The organism is Gordonia sp. UBA7599, assembly GCA_002477755.1.
Classification (GTDB): domain Bacteria; phylum Actinomycetota; class Actinomycetes; order Mycobacteriales; family Mycobacteriaceae; genus Gordonia.
The window spans coordinates 51,166-68,627 of record DLKD01000034.1 but is presented as its reverse complement, the minus strand read 5'-3'; the positions used below and the strand labels follow the sequence as shown (position 1 = coordinate 68,627).

Here is a 17,462-nt window from a genome sequence, read left to right as displayed (position 1 = left end):
TCGTCGTTGAAGTCGTAGGCCGGGTTGTGCACCGGGCCCGACTGCTCGGTCACCGGACCGTTCCCAATGAACGCGTACGCCCCGGGGATCTGCTGTAGGAAGAAGGCGAAGTCCTCCGCGGCCAGGATGCCGTCACAGTCCGGGTCGACCCGACCGTCCCCGACGACCTGCGCCGCCACGCGAGCCGCGCGCGCGGCACACTCCGGGTCGTTCACCGTGCACGGATAGCGCCGCTCATAGGTCAGGTCGACCTCGACGCCGTGGGCCGCGGCCACCGACGTGCAGATCTCAGTCACCAACCGCTCGATCTCGTCGCGGGAGTGCGCATCGAGACATCGCGCCGTACCGCGCAGGTGGGCGCGCGGCGGGATCACGTTGTTGGTGGACCCGGCGTTGAACTGGGTGATCGATACGACCGCGGGCACCCGGGGGTCGAGGCGCCGCGCGACGATGGTCTGCAGCGCGGTCACCAATGCTGACCCGGCGACGATGACGTCACCGGTCAGGTGCGGGGCCATCGCGTGCCCGCCGGGGGCGGTGAGCACGATGTCGAGGTCGTCGAACGACGCCAACTGGGTGCCCGGGCGGACCGCGAAGTCGCCGGCGGGGATGCCGGGGATGTTGTGGATTCCGTAGATCTCCTCGATGCCGAAGCGATCGAGCACCCCGTCGTCGATCATCGCCGGCGCCCCGGCCGCACCTTCTTCGGCCGGCTGGAACACCAGGACGACGGTGCCGGCGAAATCCCGATCGGCGCTCAGAATCTGGGCCGCGCCCACCAGCATTGCGCAGTGCCCGTCGTGCCCGCACGCGTGCATCACGCCCTCGATCGTCGACTTGTGGTCGCGGGCGATCTCCTCGGTGATGGGCAGTGCGTCCATATCGGCGCGCAGCGCCACCGTCGGGCCCGGCGAATTACCGCGGATCACCCCCACGACGCCGGTGCCGCCGATACCGCTGCTGACCTCGATGTCCAGGTCGTGCAACTGCGCCGCGACGATTCCGGCGGTGCGGTGCTCGGCAAACGCCAGCTCGGGGTGGGCGTGCAGATCGCGCCGCAACGCCCGCAACCCGTCGACGTCTAGTGCACTCATCGTTGCCACGCTAGCGGCCACTCGTGCTCACGCGCGGGATCACCAGCGGTGTCGCCGACTCGGGGTCTTCGATGATCCGGCACGCCAGACCGAACACTTCCGCCACGACGTCCTCGGTGACGACGTCGGCCGGCCGGCCCTGCGCGACGATCTTCCCGTCGCGCATCGCGACGACGAAGTCGGCGTAGCGACATGCCTGGTTGAGATCATGCAGGACGGCGACGACGGTGCGCCCCTGCTCCCGGTTCAGCGACCGGCACAGCTCGAGCAGTTCGATCTGATGGGCGATGTCGAGGAAGGTCGTCGGCTCATCGAGCAGGACGAGCGGGGTCTGCTGGGCCAGGACCATGGCGACCCACACCCGCTGGCGCTGCCCGCCGGACAGCTGGTCCACGCGCTGGTCCGACAATGCGGTGGTACCGGTGGCCGCGAGCGCCTCGGCGACGATCCGCTCGTCGTCTTTCGACCAGTTCCGCAGGAACCCCTGGTGTGGAAACCGGCCGCGGGCCACCAGTTCGGCGACGCGGATGTCTTCGGGCGGGGTCGACGACTGCGGCAGCAGGCCGAGGATCTTGGCGACCTCTCGCGGCGGGTACTCGCTGATCGCCTTCCCGTCGAGGATCACTCCTCCGCTGCGCGGGGCCAGCACGCGGGCGAGTGCTTTGAGCAGCGTCGACTTGCCGCATGCGTTGGGTCCGATGATGACGGTGAACTCGTCGTCGGGGATCGCCAGGCTCAGGTCGGTGACGATCAGATCGTCGCCGCCGTATCCGAGGGTGAGGTCCTCGGCGATCAGCCGGTCGGTCGGGGAATCAGCCACGCGTACGCCTCATCTCGGTGAACAACAGGTAGCAGAGGTAGATGCCGCCCAGGCAAACGGTGACGACGCCGACGGGCAGCGCCGCTCCCACCGCAGCCGACACCCGCTGGGCGACAATGTCGCCGAGGAGGAACAAGGCGGCACCGACGAGGGCCGTCACTATCCACGGCGTGTGACCGCAGCGGCACAATCGTCGGGCGATGTGCGGCGCCGACAGTGCGACGAACGCGACCGGCCCGGTGATCGTCGTCGCGACGGCAATCAGTGCCACGCCGACAACAGGCAGGGCGATCGACGTGATGGCCGACCGGGCACCCAACGCCATGGCCAGCTCATCGCCGAGGTCCACGATGCGGGCTCGTCGACTCAGCAGGGCCAACGCCACCAGCAGCACTGCGGTTACCGCGAACGACGGGCCGAGATAGGACCAGTCGCGTGCCACCGGTGTGTCCAGCGTGCCCGCGCCCCACTGCGCCGCGAGCATCGCCTCGTCGAGGTCCGAACGCAGGATCAACCAGTAGTTGACCGAGGCGAGCATCGCACTGATCGCGACGCCGGTGATGACCAGGCGGAAGCCGCCGACGCCACCACGCCACGCCAGCAGGTACACCACCCCCGCCGTGACCAGTCCGCCGACCAGGGCGAACCCCGACATCGCGGCAAAGCCCAGGCCGAAGACCAGCGCGGCAATCAGTGCGCCGGTGTAGGACCCGACGCCGAAGCCGATGAGGTCGGGGCTGCCCAACGGGTTGCGGGTCAACAGTTGGAAGATTCCGCCGGAACACCCCATCGCGGCGCCCAGGACGATCGCGGCGAGCACCCGTGGCAGCTGCCATTGCCGCACCGCGAGGTCGGCGGCGGGATCTGCGTTGCCGGCCAGCAGCGCGGGCAACTCCGACAGCCCCACCCCGTCGTCGGCGGCAACGAGGCCACCGATGAATCCGACGACCAGAACGACGGTCACGACGGCGCCCACGACCGCGGTGCGAACGTCGAAACGCTGCGAGAACCTGGCGATCCGGACGACCCGCTGGGCGCGGCCGAAGTCGATCGCCGACGATGCGGAGGTAGTAGTGCTCACCGGCCCGCCCCCGCCGAATTGCGCACCAACAGGATGAGGACGGGGGCGCCGACGAAGGCAGTGACGATCCCGACCGGCATCTTGTCCTGGTCGAACAACCGGGCGACGATATCGGCCGCGAGGACCACGAACGCTCCGCCGAGGACCGCGAAGGCCACCGCCCAGCGTCCCGTCACCCCCAGGGTCAGGCGGATCGCGTGCGGCACCATGAGGCCGACGAAGCCGATCGGCCCGGCTGCGGCGGTCGCCGCCCCGGCGAGCACCGTCGCCGTGACCAACGCGACCAGACGGATCCGCCCAACGCGCACGCCGAGCGCCGTGGCCATCTCGTCACCCATCCCGATCAGGTCGACCGCATGGGCGATCAGAAAGGCCGCGACGATACCGACCACGATGAACGGTGCCACCCACGCGGCCACCGTCAGCCCGCGACCGGTCACCGACCCGACCTCCCAGATGCGCAACTGGTCGAAGGCGGCGGGCCACAGCAGGGTGATGCCGCGCACGGCACCGGTGAGGACCGCGGTCACCGCGATGCCCGCCATCGTGACGCGCAGCGGCGTAAGTGGACCGCGTCCAGCGGTGCCCAGGAAGTACACGATCACCATCGCAACCGCACCACCGGCAAACGCGAACCACACGTACGCCCAGATCTGCGTCAGGCCGACCAGCCCGATCGCGACGGTGATCGCCAGCGCCGCACCGGCATTCACGCCGAGGATCTGCGGGTCGCCCAGCGGGTTGTTCATCAACCGCTGGATGAGCAGCCCCGCCACCCCCAGCGCCGCGCCGACGAGGATCGCGAGTACCGCGCGCGGCAGCCGCCCGTCCGTCGAATCAGTCACCGCCAGGGCGTCGAACCCTGAACCGCGCCCGAGCAGGACATCCCACACGACACCCGGCGCCACGTCGCGCGCGCCGACGAACAGGCTGAACCAGGCGAGGACGAGCACCACGACGAACAGGCCCACCCACACCGCTACCAACGCCGGCCCCCGGATGGCTCGCCGTCCACCCCGGTCCCCGACCGCGGCGCCGGGTGCGGGGGCGGTTGCCGTCACCGGGCCCCGGCCTGCCGCACCGCGGCGACCAGATCGTCGATCGTGGGTGACTGCGCGACGGTCTCGAAGTCGAGTCCGGCGGCCCCGGCGGCGCGCCACTTGTCCAGCAGCGCCATTAGCTGTAGCGAGTCGATACCGCTGTCGGCCAGCATCAGCGACCCGGTCAGATCTCCGGGGTCGACCATGAGCTTGTCGGCGAGGTCGGCGATAAGGCGCTCACCGTCGAGCGGGTCGTCCGACGCCGCTGAGGGAGAGTCAGCCGGTGCCGCGGCACTATCGACACTGAGGCGCTGGTCCTTCTTGCTGATCTTGCCGACCGCCGTCGTGGGGAACTCGTCGACGATGAGAACGTCGTCGGGAATCTTGAAACGCGCCAGGCCCGCCTCCCGCAGGAAGCCGCGCAGCGTGAACGCGTCGGGCACCTCCCCGGAGTCGACGGCGGCGGTCGACGGGATGACGTAGGCGACGATGCGTTCGCCGAGTCGGTCGTCAGGCGCCCCGACCACCGAGGCGTCGCGCACCGCGGCATGGGTGAGCAACAGGTCCTCGACCTCGGTGGGCGCGATCTTCTCCCCCGCCCGGTTGATCTGGTCCTTGTCGCGGCCGACGACGGTGATGTATCCCGCGTCGTCGCGCACCACGCGGTCACCGGTGCAGTAGAACCCATCGGCGGTGAATGACTGCGGCGAGGCGTCCTGCCAGTAGTTGCGGATCGTGTATGGGCCGCGTGTCTGCAGGCTGCCCTCGTGCCCGGGTGGCACCGGCGCACCGTCGGCGTCGACGATGCGGATCTCGTCGGCGGGGCTGATCGGGCGGCCCTGTGTGGAGACGATGCGCTCGAAGTCGTCGTCGAGGCGCGTGTAGTTGACCAGGCCCTCGGCCATGCCGAACACCTGCTGGAGCGTGGCGTTGCCGAACAGCTCCGGCACCCGACGTGCCACCGGCTCGGCGAGCTTGGCACCGCCGACCTGCAGCACTCGCACCGACGACACGTCGTGCTGCCCGGATTCGGGCGAGTCCAGCCATGCCGTGACCAGCGGCGGCACCGCCGACACCTGCGTGATCGCATGCTCGGCGATCGCGCCCAACACGGCGCGCGCATCGGTCCCCGGCACCATCACGATGCGCGATCCCGCGTACAGAGCGCCGAGAATGCCCGGGCTGCTCATCGTGAAGTTGTGTGACACCGGTAGCACGACGCCGAACACCGACGATTCGTCGAGACCGCAGATGCGCGCGGACTCCCGCACCGAATAGAGGTAGTCGTCGTGGGTGCGGCCGATCATCTTCGGCGCACCGGTCGTACCGCCGGACAGTTGCAGGAATGCGATGTCCGACGGTGAGCCGGACCGACCGGTCGATTCGGTGTTGGCGCTGCGCACCGCAGCGAGCGGGTCGGGACTCCCGTGTTCGGCGACGACGGTCGCGAACGGGCGGCCGTCGGAGGTGCTGGCCCGCACCGCGGCGAGGTGGTCGGCACGAGCCCGGAAGTCGGTGCCGCCGAAGGCGTCGACAGTGAGGAACACGGCCGCGTCGGCTCGGGTGACGAGGTCCTCCAACTCGGCCGTGCTGTGGCTGGCCAGCGCGAATACGGGCAAAACGCCCGCATCGAAGAGGGCGAAGAGGACCTCTACGTACTCGGCGACGTTGGGGAATTGCACGACTGCCCGATCACCGGGCCGCAGCCCGAACTGCTCGATCAACCCGTGCGCAATGCGACGCGAACCATCGAGGAGATCGGCATAAGTGAGCGCTCGCGCATCGTCGCGCACCGCCTCGGAATCCGGGTGTGCTGCGGCGGACTCGGCGAGCATTGCGCTGTGGGTTTGCCCGATCCAGTAGCCCGCGCTTCGGTACTGTTCGGCAACGTCAGGGGGATATCCGGCCACGGGGCGATCGTAGTCCATAGGCTAACCTAAGCTCCCAACCACACCCGAGGAGAAACGGCCGCCTTGCACGACGAACTGACCGCCGCCCAGCTCGCCGTGTGGTTCGCCCAGCAACAGGTCGACGACGCGCCGGTCTACCAGTGCGCCGAGCGGATCGACATCGTCGGCGGGTTCGACGTCGACCGCTTTGCCGGCGTCCTGCGCGACGCTCTGGTGCAGATCCCCGCTCTCAACTCCCGCTTCGTCGCCGGCGGTGGCGACGGTACCGGCGATCGCGGTCCGCGCGCCTATCCCGACGCCCGTGACCACGGCCTCGTGGTGCATGACGCAGACGAGGCCGCACTCGACCGCATCATCGACGCCGCCATGACGACGACGCCCATCCGCGGCGAGATCGCCGGCGACCAACTGTCGGGACAGCACCTGGTCCGCCTCTCCGACGACCACCACGTCTGGATCACCCGGGTCCACCACATCGCCGTCGACGGCTATTCCTTTGCCCGGCTGCTGCGCTGGGTCGCCGACAGCTACACCGCCGATCTGGTCGGCGAGCCGCCGCCCGAGTCGCCGTTCCACGAACCGGGCCCGGCAGCGGTGCGCGACGCCGAGGCCGAACGCGCCGACGCACAGTTCTGGGCGGACTACGTCGACACTGCGCGGCCGCCGACCCTCTCGTCGGCGGCACCCGCACCGGCCCGCGACCGGGCGCTGCGGATCACCCGATCGCTGCCGCCTCGCACATCGGCAACCGATCGCGGCTGGGCCGAGTCGATGATGGGCACGCTGGCGCTGTACCTCGCCGCCTATTCCGGCGAGCCGACGGTGACACTGGGCGTGCCGTGGGCCAATCGCCGGCTGGGCGCACCGCCGACGATGGAACCGGAAGTCACCATCATGCCGCTGCGGCTGTCGGTGGCACCGACGATGACGATCGGCGAGCTGATCGCCGGGGTCGCCACCGAAATGCGCACTGTGCGCCCCCACATCGCCTACCGCGCCGACCGCCTGCGCCGCGACCTGCGCCTCGTCGGCACGGATACCCCGCTGTACGGCCCCGGGGCGAATTTGAAGTTCTTCACACCGCAGCTGCGATTCGGCGACGCCGCCGGAACCGTCGGGAACATTGCGATGGGTCCGGTCGATGACCTGACGGTCACCGGGTCACCGCAGCCCGACGGCGGTTTCGTGCTGGAGGTCGAGGCGAATCCGGCACGCTACTCCTTCGACGAGTTGGTGGCCCACGGCGAACGACTGCTCGCGCTGCTGGGACGGGTCAGCACCGACGACGCCGGCGCGCTACTCGGGTCACTGCCCGTCGCATTGCCCGCGGAGTGGGCCACCGAAGTCATCGAGCGCAACGAGACCGACGTGCCCGACCTCGTCGCCGAGGCCGAGTCGACGACGCTGGCCGATCTCCTAGTCACCGCCGCGGCTGAACACCGCGACCGCACCGCGCTGGTGTGGGACTCCGGCGCGCTCACCTATGCACAGCTGCGCGGCGTCGTCGACGATCTGTCGGCCGCGCTCGCACTGCACGGCGTCGGGCGGGGCAGTGTCGTCGCCCTCCGTATGACTCGCAGTCCGGAGATGGTGTGCGGCCTGCTGGCCGCCCTCGACCGTGGTGCCGCCTACCTTCCGATCGACCCGGAGTTACCCCAGTCCCGCATCGACGACATGCTCGCCGACGCACAGGCATCCGTACTGCTCACCCTGCCCGACGGCGACGACGCCGATTGGCGGTGCGACGGGCTGGCGCTGGCGATTTCGGCGGTGGTCGAGTGCTCCGCGACGAAGGAGCAGAGTGTATCCAGACCCAACCCCCGCGACGCCGCCTACATCATCTTCACGTCGGGTTCGACGGGTCGGCCCAAGGGCGTCGTCATCGAGCACCGCAGCATCGTGAACCGGCTGCGGTGGATGGACGACACATTCCACCTCACCCCTGACGACCGAGTCGCGCAGAAGACGCCGTACTCGTTCGACGTGTCGGTGTGGGAGTTCTTCTGGCCGCTGATCCGCGGTGCTTCCCTGGTCCTCATGACCCCGGGGGTCGAGAAGGACAGCCCCGCGCTGGCCGCCGAGTTCGCCGGGCGCGGCATCACCGTCTGCCATTTCGTCCCGTCCGCGCTGGCCGCGTTCCTCGCCGCCGCACCGTCGTCGGCAGCGTTGGAAGCGCTGCGGCTGATCGTCTGCTCCGGCGAGGCGCTGCCGCCCGAGGTTCTGCGCCGCGGCCGCGAACTGCTACCGGCGACCCTGATCGACAACCTGTACGGCCCCACCGAGGCCGCGGTCGACGTCACCGAATGGGCACCGGGACCCCATTGGGACGGTACCGAGGTACCCATCGGCTCCCCCATCGCCAATACCGCGGCCTACGTCCTCGACAAGGCGCTGCGACCGCAACCCGCGGGTGCCGTCGGCGAGCTCTACCTGGCCGGAATCCAACTCGCCCGCGGCTACCTGCAACGGCCGGGGCTGACTGCCACACGCTTCGTCGCCAACCCCTTCGAAGCGGGCGGGCGCATGTACGCGACCGGCGACCTCGTGCACCGCGACGCCGAGGGTGCCCTGCTCTACGTCGGCCGGGTCGACGACCAGGTGAAGGTCCGTGGCCGCCGGATCGAGCTGGGCGAGATCCAAGCCGCCCTCGCCGCACTTCCCGGCATCGACCAGGCCGTCGTGGTTACGCGAAATGTCGCGATCGGCAACGGATCCTCGACGGTCATCGTCGGCTATGTCGTGGCCGCCGACGACAGCGAGGTTGATCGTTTCGAACTGCGTACCGCACTGTCGCGCCGCCTTCCGTCGTACATGGTCCCCGATGCCGTCGAGGTCCTCGACGCCATTCCGATGACACGGAACGGCAAGCTCGACCGACGTCGGTTGCCCGCCCCGCACCTGGGCGCGGACACGGTGACCGCCCCGCGCACGCCCGCGGAAATGGCGATCGAGGCGCTGTTCGCCGAGGCCCTCGGTCGCGACGCCGTGTCGGTCACCGACAGCTTCTTCGACCTCGGCGGCACCTCATTGACCGCGGCGTCCCTTGCCGCACGCTGCACCGAGGTCCTGGGAACGACGGTCAGCGTCGCCGACCTCTTCGCCGCACCGTCGGTCGCCGACCTCGCCGCACGACTGGCCGGCGATGCGTCGCCCGACCCGTTCGGCCGACTCCTCGTGCTGCGCGCCGGGGACGGCACCGACGCGCCCGTGTTCGCGATCCATCCGGCCGGCGGACTCGGCTGGTGCTACGCCGGGCTGTTGCCGTTCCTCCCGCCGACCACCGGGGTGTACGCGCTGCAGGCCGACGGTCTCGATGGCTCACCACTGCCCTCATCGCTGACCGACGTCGCGCGCGACTACCTCGACACCATCGAGGAGATCTCCCCCACCGGACCGCTGCGCCTCGTCGGCTGGTCGGTCGGCGGGGTAATCGCCCACGAGATCGCCGTCCAGGCGGCCACGCGGGGCCGCACCGTCTCCCAGGTGGCGCTGCTGGACGCCTATCCCAGCGAATGCTGGGCCGACCAACCGCCCGCCACTCCCGAAGAGGTCCGCCGCGCGCTGCTGATCATGGCCGGTACCGACACCGCCGACGACATCGACCTCGACTCCGATGACGCGGTCCTCGCCGCACTCCGCGAGCACCACGCCGCCATGGGCAGTCTCACCGTCGAACAGGTCCGCGTCATCACAGACGTCGTCAGCCACTTCGCGGCACTCATGCGCACCCACCGCACCGGCGTCGTCGACGGCGATCTGACGCACTTCGCCGCGGGCCGCAGCGCACAGGACTTCCTCCCGCCGACCGCCTGGGAGCCGCACGCCCGCGGCACGGTGCACTACACCGAACTTCCGGTGAACCATCCGGGCATGGTCGCTCCGAATTCGTTGGCCGCCGTCGCCGAAGCGATGGAGGACTGTCGATGACCGTCCCCGCCGCCGATGCATTGCGCCGACAGATCCTCGACGGTCCCGGCGACGACGCGACGCAGGTCCTCAGCGATCTCGCCGCGCACGGCACCCCGCTGATCACCGATGATCCCGACGACCCGGGCTGCCAGCGCGTCCTCCTCGCCTTCGTCGCCCCGCCGGGCACCGCCGGCGTGTACGCGTGGGTCAACCGCCTCACCGACGGCCCCCACCTCGATCGGGGGCAAATGCGTCGATGGGGGTCCACCGACCTGTGGTGGACCGAACTGGTCGTCACGCGCGCCACGATGGCCACCTACCGCTACTACCCGTATGCCGCCGACGACCCGCACCTGCGCGACGGCGTCCTGGTGTATTCGCGTGAGGTCGCCCGCGCAGCGGTCGACGATCCGACGAACCCCGGTGCGGGTTCGCCGTTCGGGTCGGTGCTGGCCACTGTCGACGCACCGGACCCGACTGCGTGGCGGGGCGGCGAACAAACTCTGCTCGCCACCGGGGAAGTCGGAGGGACCGACGACGCGGAGCCTATCCGCTGGCGGCTCACTGCTCCCGTCGGCCGCGGTCCGGGACCGACGCGCATCGTCGTCCTCTTCGACGCCGACAAGTGGTTCGACGAATACGGCTTGCCCGCGGCGATCGCCGACGCCGCCGACGACACCACCGCACCGATCGCCCTCCTGGGCATCGATGCGCCCACCGACCCGACGACACGGCTGCGCCAACTCGGCCCCAATCGCGAGTTCCTCGCCACCGTCGTCGGCGAGATCCTCGTGCCTGCGCGCAGCGCTCTGGAAGCCACGGAGACGACGACCGTCTGGGCAGGCCAGAGCCTCGGTGCGGCGGCGGCCCTGGCAGCGGCGTGCTGGTTTCCCGACGACGTCGACGAAGTGTTCGCGTACTCTCCGTCGATGTGGTGGAAGCCCGGCCTCACCGCACGGCCGGCGCAATGGTCGGACGAACAAAGCTGGCTCGCCAAGGAATTGGCGTGCGCGACACCGCGGCCGGTGCGATTGGCCGTCGGCCGCAACGAGGGGCTGCTCGTTGATCCGGTGACCGCTCTGGCCCGCGAACTGTCCGAGGCTGGATGGTCGGCAACGCTGCGGCCCTTCGACGGTGGTCACGACATCGCCTGGTGGGCCCACCTGTTGCTCGACGACCTGACCGCCTCGGACACACAGTCCGCATCTGACACACCGGCCAGCGCAAGGGAGACGCGACTATGAGGCCTGCAATCCGGATCACCACGGCGCTGCTCGGCGCCGTCCTCGTCGTCGGATCGGCGGCGTGCGGGAACGGCGGGGCGACGCAAGCCCCGTCGGATGGTCGTCCCTACGTCGATGCCGCGGGGCGCTCGGTCACCATCCCCGAGAACCCGACGCGCGTAGTGACCCTCGCCGAAGGTGCGCTCGATGCCGCCCTGGCACTGCACGTCACCCCGGTCGGCTCAACCGCCGGGCGCGGTCAGCTGGGCATTCCCGGATATCTGGCGGGCGCCACGCCCGGTGCCTCGTCGATCCCCATCGTCGCCTCGACCCGCTCCCCCAACCTGGGACAAATCCTCAAGGTGCGGCCCGACCTCATCGTCGTCGACGACACAACCGGGTCGCGCAACAGCCTCGACGACCTCGCGAAGATCGCCCCGACCGTCCTTGTCGCCAAGTACGCCCAAGGGTGGGAGCGCTATTTTGGGGCGATGGCCACCATTCTCAACCGCCCCGACCAGCACAAACGCGTGCTCGGCGAGATCAGCGCGATGATCGCAGCCACCGGCAAGCTGGTTGCCGCCGCCCCCGGGGCCAAACCCCTCACCGCCAGCGTCGTCCGGTGGTCATCAGAGGGCCCGACCATCGTCGGCGGCAACTCACTGTCGAGTTGGGTGCTCGGCAAGGTCGGGATGACGCGCCCGCAAGCGCAGGAACGGATCAATTCCCGCAACCGCGCCGGTGAGAAGGTCAGCATGGAGAACCTCGACCTGATCGACGCGGACTACATCTTCTTCGGCGTCCTCGGCAACGCCGAGCAGGCACACAAGGAGCTTGACGCCGCACGTCGCAAACCCGGTTTCAACGCCCTGCGCGCGGTCAAAGCCGGGCACGTGTACCCCGTCGACGGCACGCCGTGGACGAGTGGGACCGGCCCGCTGGGCGTCGAAGCGATCCTGCACGACATCGATACCGCATTCCGCTAGCCAGACTCCCCGATCGGAGACCCGTGTCCATCCCACCGATAAGCCCGTACCGGCTGAGCGACGTGGCGCCGCACACCACACCCAGGCTCGACTGGCAGATCGACCGCAATCGTGCGGCGCTGCTGATCCACGACATGCAGAACTACTTCGTCGACGTCTACGAAGAGGGTTCCGAACCGCTGGCAACAGTGGTGCCGACGATCGTGGCGCTGCGCGAGGCCGCCGATGCGGCTGGCGTGCCTGTCATCCTGACTGCCCAGCCGCCACAACAACACCCATCGCGGCGCGGCCTGCTCACACAACGGTGGGGTCCAGGCATCCAGACCGCAGAGGAAGCCGAAGTCATCGAGCCGTTGCGCGCCCGCCCGAATGACATCACCGTCACCAAGTGGCGCTATTCGGCCTTCGCGCGCACCGACCTGCGGTCGCTGTTGGCCCACGACGGGCGCGACCAGTTGCTCATCACCGGGATCTACGCCCACATCGGGTGCATGCTGACCGCCGCGGACGCCTTCATGCACGATGTGCAGGCGTTCCTCATCACCGACGGAGTGGCCGACTTCAACTCCGGGTACCACGCCGGGGCCATCGACTACGTCAACTCCACCTGCGGTGTGTCCGCCACCGCCGACGAGGCGCTGCGGGCCCTGCAGTCTGACGCGGTCGGGGCCCGGCGGTGACCGAAGGGGCACTGCGCGGTAAGCGCGCTTTGCTCACCGGTGCGGCGGGGGGCATCGGGTCGGCCGTCGCGCAAGCGTTCGTCGACGCGGGCGCGACGGTGCTGCTCACCGATCTAGACCCTGCAGTCGCGGAGAAAGCTGCGGGCCTCGGCGCGCGCGGGGTGATGCTCGACCTGGCCGATCGCGCTGCCGTCGCAGAGCTCGTCGCCGATGCGCCCGGACTACTCGGGGGCCCGCTGACCACCGTCGTGCACACCGCCGCGGTCCTGGCTCTTGGACCCGTTGCCGACATCGACGACGACGAGTGGGACCGCCTGGTCGCCGTGAACCTGACCGCGACGATGGCGCTCCTGCGCGCGGCTTCGGGCGTGTTGGCCGATGGCGGGTCGATCATCGTGGTGTCGTCGAATTCAGCGGCCGTCCCGCGTGTCGGTATCGGCGCCTACGGCGCGACAAAGGCGGCGGTATCGAACCTCGTGCGCAGCACGGGCCTGGAGATGGCGGGCCGCGGGGTGCGGTGCAACATCATCACCCCCGGGTCGACCGACACCGCGATGCTGCACAGCATGTGGCCCGAGTCGGTGCCCCCGGAGCAGTCCGCGGAAGCGGTGATTGCCGGTACGCCCGAGCAATTCCGCCTTGGCATCCCGCTCGGACGGTTGGCGCAGCCGGAGGACATCGCCGCGTCGGCGGTCTTCCTCGCCTCCGACGCCGCCCGGCACATCACCCTGCACGACCTGCGCGTCGACGGCGGCGCCTCCCTCGACCAGTAGCCGACGCCGCCTGGGCCATCGGCCCAAATGTCGGAATTGGGTAGGTTGGAGGAGTGAAGTACGCCGTCATCATCATCATCGCGCTGCTGCTCATCATCGCGGTCGCCGTCGTGTTCAACACCCTGGCCGCCAATGCCACCCGAAAGGCGGAAGCGGAGGCCTTGCGCAACCGCACCTACCGACCCGGCGATCCGTTTTCCACCGCCGACGATGACGCCGTCCGGGGCGATCCGCGCCAACTCAAACCCGCCGACCTCGTCGATATCCGCGGCACGACCTTCGCCGTACGCGGCGTCATCCGGTTCACCCAGGACGGCTACAACTGGATCGAGGCACATCTGGACACCGGGACCGGCCAACGCGTGTGGCTGTCGGTGGAGGACGACCCCGACCTGGAGGTCGTGCAGTGGGTCGAACTGGGCGGCGTCACCGTCACCCCCGGACCCCCGACGATCGACTTCGAGGGCCGCCGCTACAACTACGACGAGGACGGCGCCGCCAGCTTCACGTCGGCGGGGACGACCGGCGCCGCAACCAGCGGCACCATGCGGTACCACGACTACGAGGCAGGCAACGCCCGGCTCTCGTTCGAGGACTACGGCTCGGGCTGGGAGGCCGCCCGCGGCGAGGTGCTCGCGCGCAGCGAGCTCCGCATCTACCCGTCGAACCCGTCGCCCGAGGCGGCGAGGTGACAGCGCTGGTCGAACTGGGCGGCGTCTTCGTCGATACCCGGGCCGGTGACCTGACCCTGACGCTCGACGCCGACGACCAGCCCGCGTTGGCCACCTGCGCCGGTCGACTCGGGCCTTTCGACATCCAATTGCGGCTTCTCGGTGCCAGCCATCAGGTCGTCGTCGACAGGCCACAGGGGCGGCTGCGCGAAACCCTCGCCTGCCTGCCCGGCGTCGAACCGGCGCTGCCGACACACTGGGTACGCGGCGACTACACCTTCAGCTCTGATGTCCGGGTTCACGACGAGGAGTCGATGCGCATGATCGTCGGCCATCTCGAAAGCCAGGTGCGTCCGACTGACGAGCGCGCGCTCGGGCTGATCGGCAGCTATCCCGGCCGCCCGTTGGCGGTGACGGCGGTGCGTGCTCAGCACGACCCGGCTAGCGGCGTACTGCAGTGGGATACCTGGCACTCTTACCCACAGTCCGGCGAAGTCGTCGTCACGACCAGCACCATCCGTGAGCGAACCGGAGACACAGACCGATGACCTTTCGAAACGGCGGCGGATCCGAGGATCCCAGAGCACTTCTGCGCTTCATGCGCAACGCGCTCATCGGGATCATCGCACTGGTCGCTTTCGCCGTCCTCGTCGTCACGTGCAACGTCGATGGCAAGCCGACCCAGCCCACGCGCACCCCTACCTACACCTATCCCACAACGAGCAGGCCCACCACCAGCAGTCCCACTACCAGTACTTCCGCCACCTCCGAAGCACCCACCGATCCGGGAGCGCTCGGTGCCCTGAATGCCCGCGACTACATCGAGAAGCGGTACCACCGCAAAGCCGGCCTGGACGAAGGATCCTCGCTGACCGGCTACGTCGCCGACGGTGACGTAGCCACCGTCGCCGAAGAAATTTCGCAATCGGAGCGGCCCACCGATACCCGGCCTGGTGCAACGGGCTATGGCAATGTCGCGGGATCCACGTTCTTGCAGTACCCGAAGTACATCGTCGGCCTGTTCCCCTACGGCGCCGACAAGACCCGCGTGATGGTGAGCAAGGACTACCGCACCGGCCTCAACCACTACCACGGCTACATCGGCAGCTACTGGGTCCCGACGCCCCACTACTCTGGCCGGGGCAACAGCTACCGCGGCGGCGGTAGTGGGTCGGGCAAATAGACCAAACCGCGCACCTCAACGGGCACCTACGAACGAAGGACGACTATGGATGAGAAGTTCTGGGACGACCTGATCGCGGCCGGCGCCTATTCGGTGGCGGGGATCGTCGCCATGGCAGTCGGCTTCATCGTCCTCGACCTGCTGACGCCGGGCAACCTGCGCGCTCAGGTGTGGTCCGATCGCAACCGCAACGCCGCCGCGCTGGTCGCATCGAACCTCATCGGCATGGTGATCGTCGTCGTGGCGGCGATCGCGGCAAGCGAGGGCGGCTTGGCGAGGGGCATGCTCTACACCGCCGCCTACAGCGCGCTGGGCCTCGTCGCAATGGCGGTTACTTTCGGACTGCTGACGCTGGTCACACCGGGCAAGATCGGCGACGCGATCATGGACGAGCAGCCGCATCCGGCAGTCGCCGTCCACGCGGTGCTCCATATCGCTGCTGCGTGCATCATTGCTGCCGCCATCCTCTGACACCATCGGCGCCGACGCCGGACCTGCGTCCCCGCGCGCGGGCCGTCGGCGGCTCGCGCGCGCGACACTGCTCGCCGTCGTATTCCTCTGCGCCGCCTGCGGACTCGTCTACGAGTTGGCCCTGGTATCGCTGGGCTCCTTCCTGATCGGCAATACCGCGACCCAGGCCTCCATCGTGCTGGCCGTCATGGTGTTCGCGATGGGCATCGGATCTCTGTCGGCCAAACCTCTCCAGCGATGGCCGGTCACGTGGTTTGCCGCCGTTGAACTCACGCTGGCACTGCTCGGCGGTTTGTCGGTCATGGCGTTGTACGCCGCCTTCGCCTACCTATCCCTCTACACCGCGGCACTGGTCGTCGTCGCGTTCGTCCTGGGCCTGCTCATCGGCGCGGAGATCCCGCTGTTGATGGTGCTGCTGCAACGGATTCGACGCCAAGACGCCGGTTCGGCGGTCGCCGACCTGTTTGCCGCCGACTACATCGGTGCGCTGCTCGGCGGACTCGCCTTTCCGTTCCTCCTTCTACCTGCGTTCGGGCAGCTGCGCGGGGCGATCGTCGTCGGCCTCATCAACGCCGTCGCCGGAGTCCTGCTGGTCGTCGTGCTGTTTCGGCGCGACCTGTCGCGACGAGGGCTGGCGGCAGTCGGCGCCGGGGCGACGACGGTGATCACGCTCCTCGTCGCCGCGTTCGCGTACTCGGGCACATTCGAAGTCACCGCGCGCCAAGCGCTCTACCGCGATCCCATCGTGTTCGCACAGCGAACTCCCTACCAGGAGATCGTGATGACCTCGGCCCCTTCCCTGCGCGGAGCCGAAGACATTCGCCTGTTCCTCAACGGAGACCTCCAGTTCGCCTCACCAGACGAGTATCGCTATCACGAGTCACTGGTTCATCCTGCGATGGCCAACCGTCCTCGCCGGGTGCTGATCCTCGGCGCCGGGGACGGACTCGCGCTGCGCGAGGTGCTGACCTACCCGACGGAATCGGTCACCCTCGTCGAGCTCGACCCGGTGATAATCCGGCTCGCACAGACCGACTCGCGCCTGACCAGACTCAATCGCGGTTCAATGACCGATTCCCGTGCCCGCGTGATCGCTGCCGATGCATTCAACTGGCTGCGGACCACCGACGAGAAGTTCGACGCGATCATCGTCGACCTGCCCGACCCCGACGAGACCGCGACGGCCAAGCTCTATTCGACCGAGTTCTATGCGCTCGTCGCCGCTCACCTCGCGCCCGGCGGCGTCGTCACAGTGCAGGCCGGGTCACCGTACTTTGCGCCGCGCTCCTTCTGGTGCATCGGCGCGACCCTCGCCGACGCCGGTCTGACGGTGCTGCCGTACCACGTCGACGTCCCGTCATTCGGCGACTGGGGCTTCTTCCTCGCCGCGCGCACCAAACCGACGTTGCGAATGGCGCCGGTGGCGCCGACGAGATTCCTCTCCGACGACGAGCTCCGTGCCGCCCAAGTCTTCCCGCGCGACCGTCCGCCGCTTCAGCTACCGCCGTCGACGCTGATGGACCCTCGCATTCTGCGCTACGCCCAGGACGAGTGGAAGCAGTACTGACTGCCCACTCGGCGTTGAAATCGGGCCCAGTCGGCGGATTCCATTGCCCACTCG

Annotated in this window: 15 protein-coding genes; 10 read left to right on the top strand and 5 right to left on the bottom strand. The window is 69.0% G+C overall.

Going from position 1 to position 17,462, the window contains the following annotated elements:
- From B4L26_RS04100 to B4L26_RS04080, 5 genes are all read right to left on the bottom strand, one after another.
- The coding region (locus tag B4L26_RS04100; protein WP_290716146.1) for an amidohydrolase at positions 1-1,094 on the bottom strand (1,094 nt) is incomplete at its 3' end.
- A gap of 10 nt (positions 1,095-1,104) precedes the next feature.
- Positions 1,105-1,914 carry an ABC transporter ATP-binding protein gene (locus B4L26_RS04095; RefSeq protein ID WP_290716143.1) on the bottom strand — a complete coding sequence of 270 codons (810 nt, stop codon included), beginning with the start codon at positions 1,912-1,914 and terminating at the stop codon, positions 1,105-1,107.
- Positions 1,907-2,995 (bottom strand): FecCD family ABC transporter permease, encoded by a 1,089-nt coding sequence (locus B4L26_RS04090; RefSeq protein ID WP_290716141.1) that lies wholly within the window; start codon positions 2,993-2,995, stop codon positions 1,907-1,909. Before B4L26_RS04090 ends, B4L26_RS04095 begins: the two co-directional genes overlap by 8 nt.
- Positions 2,992-4,056 carry a FecCD family ABC transporter permease gene (locus B4L26_RS04085; RefSeq protein ID WP_290716139.1) on the bottom strand — a complete coding sequence of 355 codons (1,065 nt, stop codon included), beginning with the start codon at positions 4,054-4,056 and terminating at the stop codon, positions 2,992-2,994. Before B4L26_RS04085 ends, B4L26_RS04090 begins: the two co-directional genes overlap by 4 nt.
- Positions 4,053-5,963, bottom strand: a complete 1,911-nt coding sequence (locus B4L26_RS04080) for an AMP-binding protein (protein ID WP_290716136.1) — start codon at positions 5,961-5,963, stop codon at positions 4,053-4,055. Before B4L26_RS04080 ends, B4L26_RS04085 begins: the two co-directional genes overlap by 4 nt.
- A 45-nt stretch (positions 5,964-6,008) precedes the next feature.
- Between B4L26_RS04080 and B4L26_RS04075 the strand changes: the two genes are divergently transcribed.
- From B4L26_RS04075 to B4L26_RS04030, 10 genes are read left to right on the top strand one after another with little or no spacing between them, the layout of a single operon-like run.
- Positions 6,009-9,872, top strand: a complete 3,864-nt coding sequence (locus tag B4L26_RS04075; RefSeq protein WP_290716133.1) for an amino acid adenylation domain-containing protein — start codon at positions 6,009-6,011, stop codon at positions 9,870-9,872.
- Positions 9,869-11,098: an alpha/beta hydrolase-fold protein gene (locus tag B4L26_RS04070; protein ID WP_290716130.1), complete on the top strand. Its 1,230-nt coding sequence runs from the start codon at positions 9,869-9,871 to the stop codon at positions 11,096-11,098. Before B4L26_RS04075 ends, B4L26_RS04070 begins: the two co-directional genes overlap by 4 nt.
- Complete coding sequence (locus B4L26_RS04065; RefSeq protein WP_290716128.1) at positions 11,095-12,063, top strand: ABC transporter substrate-binding protein; 969 nt, start codon at positions 11,095-11,097, stop codon at positions 12,061-12,063. The genes B4L26_RS04070 and B4L26_RS04065 overlap by 4 nt, the downstream gene beginning before the upstream one ends.
- 23 nt (positions 12,064-12,086) lie before the next feature.
- Positions 12,087-12,743 (top strand): isochorismatase family protein, encoded by a 657-nt coding sequence (locus B4L26_RS04060; RefSeq protein ID WP_290716126.1) that lies wholly within the window; start codon positions 12,087-12,089, stop codon positions 12,741-12,743.
- Positions 12,740-13,516, top strand: coding sequence for an SDR family oxidoreductase (locus B4L26_RS04055; protein ID WP_290716124.1), 777 nt, complete (start codon positions 12,740-12,742; stop codon positions 13,514-13,516). Before B4L26_RS04060 ends, B4L26_RS04055 begins: the two co-directional genes overlap by 4 nt.
- Positions 13,517-13,569: 53 nt before the next feature.
- Positions 13,570-14,208: a DUF4178 domain-containing protein gene (locus tag B4L26_RS04050; protein ID WP_290716122.1), complete on the top strand. Its 639-nt coding sequence runs from the start codon at positions 13,570-13,572 to the stop codon at positions 14,206-14,208.
- Positions 14,205-14,735, top strand: coding sequence for a DUF2617 family protein (locus B4L26_RS04045; protein WP_290716120.1), 531 nt, complete (start codon positions 14,205-14,207; stop codon positions 14,733-14,735). The genes B4L26_RS04050 and B4L26_RS04045 overlap by 4 nt, the downstream gene beginning before the upstream one ends.
- Positions 14,732-15,370, top strand: coding sequence for a DUF4247 domain-containing protein (locus tag B4L26_RS04040; RefSeq protein WP_290716118.1), 639 nt, complete (start codon positions 14,732-14,734; stop codon positions 15,368-15,370). Before B4L26_RS04045 ends, B4L26_RS04040 begins: the two co-directional genes overlap by 4 nt.
- A 45-nt stretch (positions 15,371-15,415) precedes the next feature.
- On the top strand, positions 15,416-15,841 hold the full coding sequence (locus tag B4L26_RS04035; protein ID WP_290716115.1) for a DUF350 domain-containing protein: 426 nt from the start codon (positions 15,416-15,418) through the stop codon (positions 15,839-15,841).
- Positions 15,825-17,408, top strand: coding sequence for a polyamine aminopropyltransferase (locus B4L26_RS04030; protein WP_409563542.1), 1,584 nt, complete (start codon positions 15,825-15,827; stop codon positions 17,406-17,408). The genes B4L26_RS04035 and B4L26_RS04030 overlap by 17 nt, the downstream gene beginning before the upstream one ends.
- Positions 17,409-17,462: the final 54 nt, after the last annotated feature.